Origin of the sequence: Oceanicaulis sp. LC35 (assembly GCF_052055585.1) — a bacterium.
Classification (GTDB): domain Bacteria; phylum Pseudomonadota; class Alphaproteobacteria; order Caulobacterales; family Maricaulaceae; genus Oceanicaulis.
The window spans coordinates 1,928,397-1,940,934 of sequence record NZ_CP170485.1 but is presented as its reverse complement, the minus strand read 5'-3'; the positions used below and the strand labels follow the sequence as shown (position 1 = coordinate 1,940,934).

The window sequence follows — 12,538 nt, the reverse complement described above, 5'->3', positions numbered from 1 at the left end:
GTATATGAGGCTGATTGGGGCTTATTCGAAATTGATATAAATGAAACGCGAAGACCTCTCCGACCTGATGACCTTTCTGGCTGTCGCTGAAACCCGCAGTTTCACCAAGGCCGCTGTGCGGCTGAGCACCTCCCAGTCTGCGGTCAGTCAGGTCGTGCGCCGTCTGGAGGATCGTCTGGGCGTGCGCTTGCTCACCCGAACGACCCGGAATGTGGCGCCCACGGAAGCGGGGCGGCGGTTAGCAGAGCGTTTGCGTCCGGCGCTGGACGAGATCGAGGCCGAGCTTGAAACCCTCGATCAGATTCGCTCGACACCGGCCGGGTTGCTGCGCATCACCGCAACGCGGGATTCCGCGCATGACCTTCTGGAGCCTGTGGTTAGCCAGTTGATGCAGGACTATCCCGATATCGAGGTGGAGATCAGCGTGGATGCGCGACTTGTCGACATCGCCAAGGATGGCTTTGACGCAGGTGTACGTCTGGGAGAGCAGGTGGATGCGGACATGATCGCGGTGTCCATTGGCCCGGATCTGAGCATGCGCGTCGCCGGGGCGCCGTCCTATTTCGCCCGAGCGGGGCGACCGGAAACGCCGCACCAGCTGACCGATCATGACTGCATCAATCTCAGGCTCCAGACCCTGGGCGGTCTGTACGCCTGGGAGTTCGAGAAGGATGGCCGACCGCTCAGCGTGCGCGTGGAAGGGCGCTATACCAGTGATGATCCGGAGCTGAACATCAAGATGGCGCTCAAGGGCGGCGGGCTGGTCTGTCTGCCCGACCAGCTGATCGCCGAGCATCTGAAGTCCGGGGCGCTGGAAACCGTGCTCGAAGACTGGTGTCCGCCCTTTCCGGGCTATCACCTCTATTACCCCAGTCGCCGTCAGATGACCCCGGCCTTCCGCCTCTTGCTGGACCGTCTGAAGGCGCAACGTCAGGGCCTGGTGCGCGCCAGAGCCTGACCGGCGGATTTGCGCTTTCTGTTCGCTCGCACTACATCCCCCGCCCATGACGAACAGCGCAACGCTTCTCGACCGCCGGTTCACGGTGGCGCCCATGATGGACTGGACGGACCGGCATTGCCGCGCCTTCCATCGCGTCCTGTCGCGCCGCGCTGTGCTCTATACCGAGATGGCGGTGGACCAGGCGCTGATCCATGGCGATGCGCCGCGCCTCATCGGCTTTGACGCCTCAGAGCATCCGGTCGCCATTCAGCTGGGCGGGTCTGATCCGGAGATTCTGGCGCGCGCATCCAGGATCGCCGAACGCTTTGGCTATCTCGAGATCAATCTGAATGTGGGCTGCCCGTCGGATCGGGTTCAGTCGGGCAAGTTCGGCGCCTGCCTGATGCGCGAGCCCGAGCTGGTGCGCGACTGCCTGACCGCCATGCGCGAGGCGGTGTCGGTCCCTGTCACCGTCAAGCACCGGCTGGGCGTGGATGATCAGGAGCCCGAACAGACCCTCTTTGGCTTTGTCGAGACGGTGCGCGAGAGCGGGGTGAAGACCTTTGTCGTTCATGCCCGCAAGGCCTGGCTGAAAGGGCTGAGCCCGAAAGAAAACCGCGATGTGCCGCCGCTCGATTACGATCTGGTGCGCCGAATGAAGGCGGAGCATCCTGATCTGGAAGTCCTTCTCAATGGCGGACTTGAAAGCCTGGAGCACGGGCTGGCGGAAATTCACGGCACGGACGGGATCATGCTGGGGCGTGCGGCCTATCACACGCCCTGGACGCTGGCTGAAGTGGACACCCGCATCTATGGCGAGGCGTCAGACCCGTGTGCGAGCCCGTTTGAAGCGGTGGCGGCCTATCGGCCCTATATCGAGGCGCAGCTGGAACAGGGCGTGCGCCTTCATTCCATCACCCGTCACATGCTGGGTCTGTTCGCGGGCCGTCCCGGCGCGCGCAAATGGCGCCAGATCCTGTCCGAACGCGCCAACCGTCCCGGCGCGGGCTGGGAGGTGATGGAAGAGGCGCTGGCCGCGGTCAGTGTCCACGCTGCGGAATAAAACCCCTCCCGCTTATCCACGAGAAAAAGCAGAGATTATCCCAAGGTGCTGACTTAGCTTAGCTTTTCCGTCATCTCGCCGCATTTTGCGCGATTTTCCAAGTTTCTTCTTCGCCGAACACCTGCCAGGCCAACATTGCTCGGTTGGCGGAACGAGCGGAGAGCCCTGATGATCACCGAACTGAAGTCCATCCCTGACATCTGGAAGCGGGTGTCGAGCGGGAGAAATCAACCACAATCTGGAAACCGATCCCGGTGGTCGACCAGATGCGCGTCCTGCTCCAAGGGGCTGTCGGTAAGCAGCTGCGCCGCTCGAAGAGCTACGGGCTATGCTGGCCTTGATGGCTGCCCCATGCATCTGCGATGCAGATACGCGTTTCGCAGACCTGAAGCGCAAAGGTATTTCGAGCCATTTCCCGACGTCGGTGCAGGACCTTACTTCGGCATCCCCGGCGTGTGACCCGGCAGCGCTCGGGCGCTTTCCGGGCGCAGCCCGTCGAAAATGATTGCGAGGTAGCGCTTCCAGATCGCCTCGTCCGCCTCATGGATGTGACTGGCGATATAGCCTGGCGCGCACATCAGCAGGGCAACGTCCCCGCCGTTGACGTCCTTGCGGAGTTCCCCCTCGGCCTTGGCGCGCTCGACAAGCGCGTCCAGCACGGTCAGGAGATCACTGCGCGCCGCAGCGATGACGTCGTTCCCCACATAGGCATCCTGCATGAAGGAAAGCCCGCGCTGCTGCCGCTGCGCCGCCCCCAGCTCAAGGAAATCGTAGAGAGCCTTGGCGCTGTCCGGCGCGTCGAGACGTGCGCGCCCTTCCGCGATCAGGTCTTGCAGACGGGTGACCACGACGGCCGCCAGCAGGTCTTCCTTGGTGTCGAAGTGTCGAAACACCGTGCCCTTCCCGACGCCCGCGCGCCTGGCGATCTCGGCGACGGAGACATCCACGCCCTGTTCGACAAAGGCCTCTTCGGCTGCCTTCAGCAGCGAAGCCTGGTTCTTCAACCCATCCGAGCGAGGTGCGCGAGGCTTTGGCATGACATCTCCGAAATTTAACGGACCACGCGGTCCGCTTATTGATTCGGCCTTCTAAGGTGACTACATGGTCCGTTTAGAAGCATGACTCAAGAGGATCACATCATGAAAGCCCTTCTCACCCGCGAATACGGCACCCCCGACGTGCTATCCGTCGAAGACATCGACCGCCCTGAAGCCGGCCCCGGCCAACTTCAGATCAAGGTGAAGGCGGCGTCGGTGAACCCCGCCGACATGCGCCTTCTGACCGGAGAGCTGAGCGCCTTCCTTGACCTGCCCTTCCCCCATGTGATGGGTAACGACTTTGCTGGCACCGTCACGGCAGTTGGCGAGGGTGTCAGCGGCTATGCCGTGGGCGACGAAATCTTCGGCTACGCAAGCCCCCGCGTGATGCGGCCGATGGCGGGATCGCGCCCCTCGGTCGGCACCGGCTCCATGGCCGAATACATGGTGGTCGAGGCGGATACGCCGGTGATCGCGCGCCGTCCCGCGACAGTTGAACCCGCGCAGGCCGCCGCCGTGGCAACGACCGGGCTGACCGCGCTGGCTGCTGCCCGCGCAGGTCGCGCCGCAGCAGGCGAGAGGGCTCTGGTGATCGGGGCCTCTGGCGGCGTCGGCACCGCGCTGGTCTCCCATCTCGCCTCGCTTGGGGTCGAGGTCGTGGCTACGGCCAAGCCGGAGGACCAGAGCACGCTGGCTGCCCTGGGGGCCAAGCAGTTCACCGGATATGACGCAGCGGGCTATCCGGTCGATCTGGATGCGATCTTCAACCTCGCCTTGCCGGGCCATGAACTCTCCGATGTCGCGGGTCACCTGCGCAGCGGCGGGCGCCTCGTGTCGATCACCATGCCGCCGCTTCAACCCGACATGATCTCCCGGAAGGACGTCGAGGCGATCTTCGTGGCGGACACCGAAGGGCAACTCGCCACCATGGAAGACGTGGCAAGCGTTCTGGAAGAAGGCAAGCTGACGCCCGAGATCGCTGGAACCTTCGGCCTGGAGGATGCTGCGGCTGCCTATGCGGCCTATGCCAGCAAGGGCATCGTCGGCAAGATCGTCGTTCTGTCCTGACGCGGCTCTGGTATTGTCGCTCCGCCTTCACCCGGCGGGGCGGCAATGTGAGTGCAGACTGCGACGCGCTCAAGGAGTTCTGTGTTGCGGTTTGCTCTTGTCTCATCCCCAATGAGGCTTGATGCAGCTGACGCGGAAAATGGCGCCGTCGATCAGATCACCGACTTTCAGCGCCAAAGGGCTGGTTGCTGATGTTGCCGCTTTCTTTGGTGGATAAGCGGGAAACCCTTTCTCGACTGCATGTTGCAGCGCGCCATGAAACGGCGCACAAGTGCGGCCCTCTTTCAGTCTTTGTGAAAGGCCGCACCATGGACGCCTCGCTCATCCCCTTCATTCTCGCTCTTCTGGCCGTCGGCGCCTTCGCCGGGCTGATTGCGGGCCTGTTCGGCATTGGCGGCGGCATCATCATGGTGCCCGCGCTCTATTACGTACTGAACGGGCTGGGGTATGAGGCGCATGCCATGCATGCCGCCGTGGGCACCTCGCTGATGGTGATCGTGGCGACCTCCCTGCGCTCGGTCGCTGCTCACGCCAAGAAAGGCGCGGTGGACTTCCAGGTGCTCAAGACCTGGACGCCCTTCATCGTCATCGGCGCGCTGGTGGGGTCGGCTGTCGCCGACCTGGCGCCGGGCCGGGCGCTGACAGGGCTGTTTGGCGCGGTGGCGCTTCTGCTGTCAGCGCAGTTTTTCTTTGGCCGTCCGGACTGGAAGCTGGCGGATGACCTGCCGGGCCAGCCCATGAAGACCGTGCTGGGCATGACCATCGGCATCCTGTCGTCCCTTATGGGGATTGGCGGCGGCGTGTTCGGCGTCACGCTGATGACCCTGCACGGCAAGACGATCCACACCGCTGTCGCCACCGCCGCCGGGTTCGGCGTTGCGATTGGCCTTCCGGGCGCCATCGGCTTCATGGTCGCAGGGCTCGATGAGCCGGGCCGGGCGCCGTTCTCGCTGGGCTATGTGAACATGGCCGCGTTCGTCACGCTCGCGGCGTCCGCGGTTTTTCTGGCGCCGGTAGGCGCCAATCTGGCGCACAGCCTGAACCCCAAACGGCTCAAGCAATTCTTCGCCGTGGGCCTGCTGGTGATGTCGCTGAACATGCTGCGCGAAGCGATCTTCGTCGGCTAGCTAGCGGTTCGCCTTGCGCTTTTCCCGATAGGCGGCTTCGCGCGCTTTCAACTCGGGCTTGATCGCCAGACGCTCTTGCTGGGTCATCTTCATCCAGCGGCCCAGCTCGTCCATGGTGCGGAAACAGCCCACGCAGATCGCTGCATTGGGATCGACGACGCAGACGCGTTTGCAGGGGCTCCAGATCGGTTCGCTCATGGCCTGAAACTGGCGCGTTAAGGCTTCTGCTGCAAGCGCACTAGTGTTTCTTTAAGAAAACGGTATTTTGGCGAACCTGTGACAAACGCCCAACGCGGCGTGGGCCGTCATTAGGGGAATTCATTCACATGATTGAAGATCTGGGTCTGCAGCTGCGCAGCCTCATCGGCGTGTTCGTGTTTCTGGCCATCGCCTGGGCGCTTGGCCCGCGCAAGACGCCGCCGGTTGTTCTGGTGATTGGCGGCGTCGCCGTCCAGTTCGCCATCGCCATCCTGCTGTTCAGCTTTGCGCCCACGCGCGCATTTCTGTCATCGCTGACCACTGTGGTCGAAGTGCTTCAGGCCGCGACCACCCAGGGCACGAGCTTCGTGTTCGGCTATCTGGGCGGGGGTGAGAACCCCTATGTGATCCGCGAGGGCGCCGAGGGGCTGACCTTCACCTTCGCCTTCCAGGCCCTGCCCATGGTGATCGTATTGTCAGCGATCTCGGCCGTGCTGTGGCGCTGGCGCATTCTGGAGTTTGCGGTGCGCGGCTTCGCCAGCCTGTTCCGCCGCATCCTGAACCTGTCCGGCGCCGCGTCTCTGGGCGCTGCGGCGAACATCTTCCTGGGGATGACGGAAAGCCCGGTGCTGATCCGTCCGCGCCTGCCTGCGATCTCCCGCTCGGACCTCTTCCTGATCATGACGGTGGGCTTTTCCACCGTGGCGGGCTCGGTGATGGCCATCTATGTGAGCCAGCTCAACGCCGTGCTTGATGACGCTGCGGGCCACATCCTGACCGCCTCGCTGATCTCGGTGCCTGCGGCGGCCATTCTGGCGCGCCTGATGCACCCGCAGGACGAGACCGCCGAGCAGGCCGAGAAGGAACGCATCCCGGTCCAGCTCTATCACTCCACCATGGACGCGCTGACCACCGGCGTTGCGGACGGCGTGAAGCTCTTCATCAACATCATCGCCATGCTGTTGGTGTTCACCGCCATCGTCGCGCTGGTGAACTTCATGCTGGGCGGCCTGCCGGACTTCATGGGCGAGCCGATCACCGTGCAACGGGCGCTGGGTTTCCTGTTCTCGCCATTAGTGTGGGTCGCAGGCCTGCCCTGGAGTGAAGCGCAGGCGGGCGGCACCGTGATGGGCTTCAAGACCGCGCTGAACGAGATCTTCGCCTATGATGCGCTCGCGGCGAACGCCGACGTGCTCAGCCCGCGCTCGCGCCTCATCCTGACCTATGCGGCGTGCGGCTTTGCGAACTTCTCCTCGGTCGGCATCCTGGTGGGCGGCCTCATCGCCGTGGCGCCGAGCCGCCGTGAGGACATCCTCAAGCTCGCCCCGCGCGCGCTCATCTCCGGCACGCTTGCGACCCTGATGACGGGCGCCGTGATCGGAACCCTGCCGATGAGCCTGTTCAGCTAGACAGGCGACACGTCAACTAGAAAACGGCCCCGGAAATCCGGGGCCGTTTTTGTTTGGGGCAGGCGGCTAATCCCCCCGCCGCGGGAAGAGCTTGCTTCTGAGCCAGCCCAGCGTGGAATTGCCCTTGAGCTGTTCGCGATAGGCGGCCTTCATAAAGCGATCGAGGCCTTCGGCGTCGCCCAGCATTTCCATGCGGGTCTTGAAGGGGCCGTCCGGATCAAGCGACTTGACCGGCTTGGCGGGCGCGCCCGCGACCACGGTGTTGGCGGGCACGTCCTTGGTGATCACCGAGCGGGCGCCGATGATGGCGTTGTCGCCAATGGTCACGCCCTTGCCCACAAAGGCGCCGTCCCCGATCCAGACATTGCGGCCGATGATGACCGGCTTGCTGGGCGGGCGCGGGGTGATGCGGTCATAGATGTCGTGCCAGTCGCTGTCGGTGATCGTGACGGATTTCGCGATCAGGGCGCCGTCGCCAATCACGATCTTTTGTCCCGCCAGAATGCGCACCCCGCCGGCGAAGAAGCAGCAATCGCCGATGCGGATCTCGCCCGGCGCATCCTGGGGCGACCAGACGGTGAAACTGACGGGCTGGTCGCGTCGGCTGACGACGTGAATCGCTTGCCCGGCATGCACATTGGGGCCGAACACTTCCACATTCCACGGGCGGACGATCTTGGCGTTCTTCCCCAGACTTTCGAAATGGGGTTCGACAAAGCGCCGGACCCACCAGTTCTCATACTGCTCCCACAGAGCGTGCATCCAGTAAGGGCGGTGGTCATGACGCATGGTTTTGGAGTATCCAGCCAGAATGAGCGAAGACGTTATCGAAACCGCGATTCTGTCCCTGGTCGAGCAGCGAGGGCCGGAAAAGAGCATCTGCCCCTCTGAGGCAGCGCGCGAGGTCTTTCCTGAAGACTGGCAGAACCGCATGCGCCATGTGCGCAACGCCGCGATCCATCTGGCCCGTCAGGGCAAGATCGTGATCCTGCGCAAGGGCAAGCCGGTGGACCCGGAAAACTTCAAGGGCGTCTATCGCCTCGCCAAGGCGCCCGACGCGCCCGCGCCTGAAGGCGATGGCTGAGGCGTTTGATCCGCTGAAGGCCGAGATCCGCGCCTGTCGGGTCTGCCAGCCCCATTTGAATCATCCCGTGCGTCCTGTGATCTGGGGCGAGGCGAGCGCGCGCATCCGCATTGTCGGACAGGCGCCCGGCACGCGCGTGCAGGCCAGCGGCAAGCCGTTCACCGATCCCAGCGGGGATCGTTTGCGCGACTGGATGGGGGTGAGCGAGGACGAGTTCTACGACGAACGCGCCATCGCCATCACGCCCATGGGGTTCTGCTTTCCGGGTCTGGATGCGAAAGGCGGCGACAAACCACCCCGACGCGAATGCGCGCCGCTCTGGCAGGACCGCGTCGGTGAGGCGCTGCCCCGTGTGGGGCTGACTTTACTGGTGGGCGCCCATGCACAGCGCTGGCATTTGAAGACTCGCGCTGCAAAGACGCTGACAGACACCGTAAAGCAGTGGCGACTGTACTGGCCGGATTATGTTGCGCTGCCGCATCCAAGCTGGCGAAACACCGGCTGGCTGAAGCGTAACCCTTGGTTTGAAAAAGACGTTTTGCCCGAGCTGAAATCTCGCGTTCGCGAAATGCTGAACAGTGTAAATTGACCGTACATTTACCCAAGTAAAACGGACACTTGCACACGTTTGTGACAGGGAGTATCGAGGCGGCGCACACGCTGGCCCCGGGATGGAAGCGACCGCCAATGAAGCGGCCCTGTCTCCGCCAGCGTCCCATTTTCGTATCGCGACAGGAAGGACTCCCCGCTCATGAGCCTGTTCGAGCATAACGCCTTCGACAACCACGAAAAAGTTCTCTTCGCCACCGATCCGGCGACGGGGCTGAAAGCCATTCTGGCGGTGCACTCCACCGCCCGCGGCCCGGCCGTTGGCGGCTGCCGCATGTGGTCCTATCCGTCCTCTGCCGAGGCGGTGACCGACGTGCTGCGCCTGTCCCAGGGCATGAGCTACAAGAACATCATGGCGGACCTGCCCATTGGCGGCGGCAAATCCGTGATCATCAAGCCGCAGGGCGATTTCGACCGTGAAGCGCTGTTTGAAGCCTTCGGTCGTGCGCTGGAAAGCCTCAATGGCCAGTACATTTCTGCAGAAGATGTCGGCGTGTCTCCGGACGACATGGTTGCGGCGCGCCGCACCACCCGTCACGTGGTGGGCCTGCCGGACGGCACGGGCGACCCGTCCCCGGTGACCGCCAAGGGCGTGTTCATGGGCATTCAGGCGGCCGCTGCACGCGGTCTGGGCTCTGAAGACCTCAAGGGTGTGAAGATCGCCGTTCAGGGCGCCACCGGCCATGTGGGCGCCTATCTGGTGCGTCACCTGGCTGAAGCCGGCGCCGAGCTGCACCTCGCCGACATTCGCGAAGCCGAGCTCAAGGCGCTCGCCAAGGAAACCGGCGCGACCGTGGTGGAAGATCCGAACGCCATATACGACGTGGATGCGGACATCTTCACCCCGTGTGCTCTGGGCGCGATCATCAACCCCAACACCATTGACCGTCTGAAGGTCAAAGTGGTGGCGGGCGCGGCCAACAACCAGCTGGAAACCCGCGATATGGGCGCCGAGCTGGTCAAGCGCGGCATCCTGTATGCGCCGGACTATGTCATCAACGCCGGCGGCATCATCAACGTCATGGGAGAGATCGACACGCGCTTTGACGCCAAATGGGTGGAAGGCAAGCTGCACACCCTGAAAGCGACGCTGGGCGAGATCATGGACACCGCGGCGCGCGAGAACCGTCCGTCCAACCTCGTCGCCGACGAGATTGCGCGCCAGCGTCTTGCTGATGCGGCCGAGCAAAAGGCCCTGGCGGCGGAATAAGCCCGCTTTCTGGCCTGAAATAAACTTGCACACCGGAACGGCGGCCTGTAGTCAGGCCGCCGTTTCTGCATTGAAGGACACCCGACCGATGAAGCTTCAGACCCGTTTCGCCCCTTGCGCAACCTTGTCTGGAGTCCGTCATGTCCGCCTGTCTTTCTGCAAACGCTCTTTCCCTCCATACGCCTGATCACACCTGCCTTCTGAAGGACTTCACCCTCAGCTTCGGCGCTGAGGTGACAGGCATTGTCGGCACCAACGGGGCGGGCAAGTCCACGCTTCTCAGGGCGCTGGCGGGCGGTGTTGCGCCTTCATCGGGCAGCGTCGCAGCGCATGGCCGGATCGGTTGGCTGGAACAGTCCGGTGCGGCGGCTGAGGGCGACCTCGCAACGGGTCTGGGGATCAGCGACGCGCTCGCCTGCGTCAAACGCATCACCGAAGGCGCGGGCGAGGACGCCGACTTTGACGCCGCCGACTGGACGCTGGAGGCGCGCGTGGAGGCCGCACTGGATCGCGTCGGTCTGGGCGGTCTGGCGCTTGATCGACCGCTCTCGGCGCTGTCCGGCGGCCAACGCGCGCGGCTGGCGCTGGCGCGGGCCTGGATCACGGCGCCGGACATCCTTTTGATGGATGAGCCCACCAACAATCTCGACGCCGAGGGGCGCGCCGCCGTGCATCAGATGCTGAAAGACTGGCCGGGCGGGCTGGTGATCGTCAGCCATGACCGCGCACTTCTGGAGCATGTGGACCGCATCGTCGCGCTGGAGAGCCCGGGCTGGTCGATGTTTGGCGGTGGCTGGTCAGACTATGTGGCCCAGCGGGGCGCCGCCCGCGCTCGCGCGCAGGCAGAACATGACCGGCTGGACGCTGAAGCGCGACAGGTCAAACGCGCCGCGAAGGAAGCCGAAGCCCGGCTGCAGCGCCGGGCGCGCTCGGGTAAGGCGCAACGCGCCGATGGCAGCCAGCCCAAGGTGCTGCTCGACGCCATGAAGAATCGCAGCGAAGCGACCGCGGGGCGTCTCGCCAGCATTAGCCAGAAGCGGGTCAGCGAGGCGACGAGCCGTCTTGAAGCAGCGCGAAGCCAGCTTTACACCGGCGCCAAACTCAATATCAGGGCCGTGGGCGCGGACAGCCCGCAGGGCCGTACGGTTCTGGCGTTTGACGCCGTATCGTTCGGCTATGGCGAAGCGCCCGTCATCGACCAGCTCAGCTTTGCACTCTCAGGCGGTGAGCGCGTGGCGATCACCGGGCCGAACGGGGCCGGGAAGACGACCGTGCTGAAACTGGCCGAAGGCGTGTTCGCGCCCGATGCCGGAGAGATCCGCCGCACCACAGGGTGCATTGCCCGGCTCGATCAGACCGTAAGTGATCTGGATCCGGCTCTGAGCGTCGTCGACGCGCTCCGCGCCCGTGATCCGGCGCTGTCGCGCAATGCCGCCTACGCAGCATTGGCCCAGTTCGATCTGCGCAATACAGAGGCCGAGAAGCCGGTCTCAGCCCTGAGTGGCGGGGAGCGCTTGCGCGCCGGGTTGGCGGGCGTTCTGGGCGGTGAGCCGCCTGAGCTGATCTTGCTCGATGAGCCCACGAACCATCTCGATATCGAGGCCGTGGAAGCGCTGGAACAGGCGCTGGCGGACTTTTCGGGCGCCATACTGGCCGTCAGTCACGACGAGGCGTTCCTTGAGGCGCTGGGGCTGGATGACAGGCTGGAATTGACGCCGTTCAGGCGCTGACCAGATGCGCGAAAGCAGGCTCGACGCTCAGGCGCACGGCATCGCCCACGCGGTGGTTCTCTTTCAGGCTGGCGCGAGCTTCCAGTGTCTGGCCAGTCTCAAGCCGGCAGGTCAAACGCGCATAGCCGGAGCTGACCCGGCGCGCGGTGATGCGGGCGAGGGCGCCCTCTGCATCCGCGCGGCCCAGGATCACGCCTTCGGGGCGGACCAGCAGCAACGCATTGTCCCCATTGGTGAAACCTTCCGCCGGATAGGAGCCCAGCACGGTCCGGACGACACCGTCCGAAATGTCCGCCTCAAACGCATCCACATCGCCCAGAAGACGCGCTGCGGTCAGCGAAGCGGGCTTCATGTACAGCGTGTCAGGGGCGCCCGTCTGGATGATCTTGCCGTCATTCATCAGCGCGATGGAATCAGCAAGCTCCAGCGCTTCTTCGGCATCGTGCGTCACGATCAGGGTCGCCGCTTCGGACTGGCGCAGAGCGTCCGCCGTTGCGCCGCGCAGATCCGAGCGCAGACGACGGTCGAGGCCGGAGAACGGCTCATCGAGCAGCATGACATCGGGCTTGATCGCCAGCGCGCGCGCCAGCGCCACGCGTTGTTGCTCACCGCCCGACAGCTCATGGGGGTAGGCCTTGGCGCGATGGGCCAACTCCACCGCTTCCAGACGTTTAAGCGCGATCTCGCGTCGGTGCGCCTTGGGGCCTTCGCGCAGGCCGAACGCCACATTGTCGAGCGCGGTGAGGTGCGGGAACAGGGCATAGTCCTGAAACACCACGCCGCAACGCCGATCTTCCGGCGGCTTGTGAAGGCCCTTGGCGCTCCACAAATGGTTTTCGAACCGGATCTCGCCGGCATCCAGCGGCTCCAGCCCGGCGATGGCGCGCAGAAGCGTGGATTTGCCAGACCCTGACGGGCCCAAAAGCGCCGTCACCCGCCCGCATGTCAGGGTCAGCTCGACGCCGTCCACAGCGGCGCGACCGGGCGCAAAACGCACCACGGCGCCGGACACTTCCAGCAGGCGATCATCGAGTTTGACGGCGGTCATAGTCTAGCGAAGTCC

13 protein-coding genes and 1 pseudogene are annotated in these 12,538 nt (G+C 64.3%); 10 read left to right on the top strand and 4 right to left on the bottom strand.

Annotated elements, in window-relative coordinates:
- The first annotated feature begins 40 nt into the window (after positions 1-40).
- From ACFELO_RS09245 to ACFELO_RS09235, 3 genes and pseudogenes are all read left to right on the top strand, one after another.
- Positions 41-958 (top strand): LysR family transcriptional regulator, encoded by a 918-nt coding sequence (locus ACFELO_RS09245; protein WP_440957476.1) that lies wholly within the window; start codon positions 41-43, stop codon positions 956-958.
- Between the two features lie 46 nt (positions 959-1,004).
- Complete coding sequence (dusA, locus tag ACFELO_RS09240) at positions 1,005-2,003, top strand: tRNA dihydrouridine(20/20a) synthase DusA (RefSeq protein WP_440957475.1); 999 nt, start codon at positions 1,005-1,007, stop codon at positions 2,001-2,003.
- 227 nt (positions 2,004-2,230) lie between these two features.
- Positions 2,231-2,344 (top strand): annotated as a pseudogene (locus ACFELO_RS09235) (IS1595 family transposase); the annotation flags it as partial.
- A gap of 93 nt (positions 2,345-2,437) precedes the next feature.
- Here the strand turns inward: ACFELO_RS09235 and ACFELO_RS09230 are convergent.
- Complete coding sequence (locus ACFELO_RS09230; RefSeq protein ID WP_440957474.1) at positions 2,438-3,040, bottom strand: TetR/AcrR family transcriptional regulator; 603 nt, start codon at positions 3,038-3,040, stop codon at positions 2,438-2,440.
- A gap of 102 nt (positions 3,041-3,142) precedes the next feature.
- On the opposite strand from ACFELO_RS09230, the gene ACFELO_RS09225 reads away from it, so the two are divergent.
- Together ACFELO_RS09225 and ACFELO_RS09220 are read left to right on the top strand one after the other, a co-directional pair.
- On the top strand, positions 3,143-4,108 hold the full coding sequence (locus ACFELO_RS09225) for an NADP-dependent oxidoreductase (protein ID WP_440957473.1): 966 nt from the start codon (positions 3,143-3,145) through the stop codon (positions 4,106-4,108).
- A gap of 308 nt (positions 4,109-4,416) precedes the next feature.
- Positions 4,417-5,235 carry a sulfite exporter TauE/SafE family protein gene (locus ACFELO_RS09220; protein WP_440957472.1) on the top strand — a complete coding sequence of 273 codons (819 nt, stop codon included), beginning with the start codon at positions 4,417-4,419 and terminating at the stop codon, positions 5,233-5,235.
- Here the strand turns inward: ACFELO_RS09220 and ACFELO_RS09215 are convergent, their stop codons facing one another.
- Entirely contained in the window at positions 5,236-5,433 is a 198-nt protein-coding gene (locus tag ACFELO_RS09215) for a DUF1289 domain-containing protein (RefSeq protein WP_440957471.1), read from the bottom strand.
- Between the two features lie 128 nt (positions 5,434-5,561).
- On the opposite strand from ACFELO_RS09215, the gene ACFELO_RS09210 reads away from it, so the two are divergent.
- On the top strand, positions 5,562-6,842 hold the full coding sequence (locus ACFELO_RS09210) for a NupC/NupG family nucleoside CNT transporter (protein ID WP_440957470.1): 1,281 nt from the start codon (positions 5,562-5,564) through the stop codon (positions 6,840-6,842).
- Positions 6,843-6,908: 66 nt separating this feature from the next.
- Here the strand turns inward: ACFELO_RS09210 and ACFELO_RS09205 are convergent, their stop codons facing one another.
- Positions 6,909-7,631, bottom strand: a complete 723-nt coding sequence (locus ACFELO_RS09205; RefSeq protein ID WP_440957469.1) for an acyltransferase — start codon at positions 7,629-7,631, stop codon at positions 6,909-6,911.
- Between the two features lie 22 nt (positions 7,632-7,653).
- On the opposite strand from ACFELO_RS09205, the gene ACFELO_RS09200 reads away from it, so the two are divergent.
- From ACFELO_RS09200 to ACFELO_RS09185, 4 genes are all read left to right on the top strand, one after another.
- A complete protein-coding gene (locus ACFELO_RS09200; protein WP_440957468.1) occupies positions 7,654-7,926 on the top strand; it encodes a DUF3253 domain-containing protein in 273 nt (90 codons plus the stop codon).
- Positions 7,919-8,515 carry a uracil-DNA glycosylase family protein gene (locus ACFELO_RS09195; RefSeq protein WP_440957467.1) on the top strand — a complete coding sequence of 199 codons (597 nt, stop codon included), beginning with the start codon at positions 7,919-7,921 and terminating at the stop codon, positions 8,513-8,515. Before ACFELO_RS09200 ends, ACFELO_RS09195 begins: the two co-directional genes overlap by 8 nt.
- A 162-nt stretch (positions 8,516-8,677) precedes the next feature.
- Complete coding sequence (locus tag ACFELO_RS09190; RefSeq protein WP_440957466.1) at positions 8,678-9,745, top strand: Leu/Phe/Val dehydrogenase; 1,068 nt, start codon at positions 8,678-8,680, stop codon at positions 9,743-9,745.
- A 140-nt stretch (positions 9,746-9,885) separates the two neighbouring features.
- On the top strand, positions 9,886-11,475 hold the full coding sequence (locus tag ACFELO_RS09185) for an ABC-F family ATP-binding cassette domain-containing protein (protein WP_440957465.1): 1,590 nt from the start codon (positions 9,886-9,888) through the stop codon (positions 11,473-11,475).
- Here the strand turns inward: ACFELO_RS09185 and ACFELO_RS09180 are convergent.
- Positions 11,465-12,523 carry an ABC transporter ATP-binding protein gene (locus tag ACFELO_RS09180; protein ID WP_440957464.1) on the bottom strand — a complete coding sequence of 353 codons (1,059 nt, stop codon included), beginning with the start codon at positions 12,521-12,523 and terminating at the stop codon, positions 11,465-11,467. The genes ACFELO_RS09185 and ACFELO_RS09180 overlap by 11 nt on opposite strands.
- Positions 12,524-12,538: the final 15 nt, after the last annotated feature.

Coding starts and splice junctions, on each gene's coding strand:
- ACFELO_RS09245 (WP_440957476.1), top strand. CDS start 41: ATGAAACGCGAAGACCTCTCCGACCTGATGACCTTTCTGGCTGTCGCT.
- ACFELO_RS09220 (WP_440957472.1), top strand. CDS start 4,417: ATGGACGCCTCGCTCATCCCCTTCATTCTCGCTCTTCTGGCCGTCGGC.
- ACFELO_RS09200 (WP_440957468.1), top strand. CDS start 7,654: ATGAGCGAAGACGTTATCGAAACCGCGATTCTGTCCCTGGTCGAGCAG.
- ACFELO_RS09205 (WP_440957469.1), bottom strand. CDS start 7,631: ATGCGTCATGACCACCGCCCTTACTGGATGCACGCTCTGTGGGAGCAG.
- ACFELO_RS09180 (WP_440957464.1), bottom strand. CDS start 12,523: ATGACCGCCGTCAAACTCGATGATCGCCTGCTGGAAGTGTCCGGCGCC.
- ACFELO_RS09185 (WP_440957465.1), top strand. CDS start 9,886: ATGTCCGCCTGTCTTTCTGCAAACGCTCTTTCCCTCCATACGCCTGAT.
- ACFELO_RS09230 (WP_440957474.1), bottom strand. CDS start 3,040: ATGCCAAAGCCTCGCGCACCTCGCTCGGATGGGTTGAAGAACCAGGCT.
- ACFELO_RS09195 (WP_440957467.1), top strand. CDS start 7,919: ATGGCTGAGGCGTTTGATCCGCTGAAGGCCGAGATCCGCGCCTGTCGG.
- ACFELO_RS09215 (WP_440957471.1), bottom strand. CDS start 5,433: ATGAGCGAACCGATCTGGAGCCCCTGCAAACGCGTCTGCGTCGTCGAT.
- ACFELO_RS09210 (WP_440957470.1), top strand. CDS start 5,562: ATGATTGAAGATCTGGGTCTGCAGCTGCGCAGCCTCATCGGCGTGTTC.
- ACFELO_RS09190 (WP_440957466.1), top strand. CDS start 8,678: ATGAGCCTGTTCGAGCATAACGCCTTCGACAACCACGAAAAAGTTCTC.
- dusA (WP_440957475.1), top strand. CDS start 1,005: ATGACGAACAGCGCAACGCTTCTCGACCGCCGGTTCACGGTGGCGCCC.
- ACFELO_RS09225 (WP_440957473.1), top strand. CDS start 3,143: ATGAAAGCCCTTCTCACCCGCGAATACGGCACCCCCGACGTGCTATCC.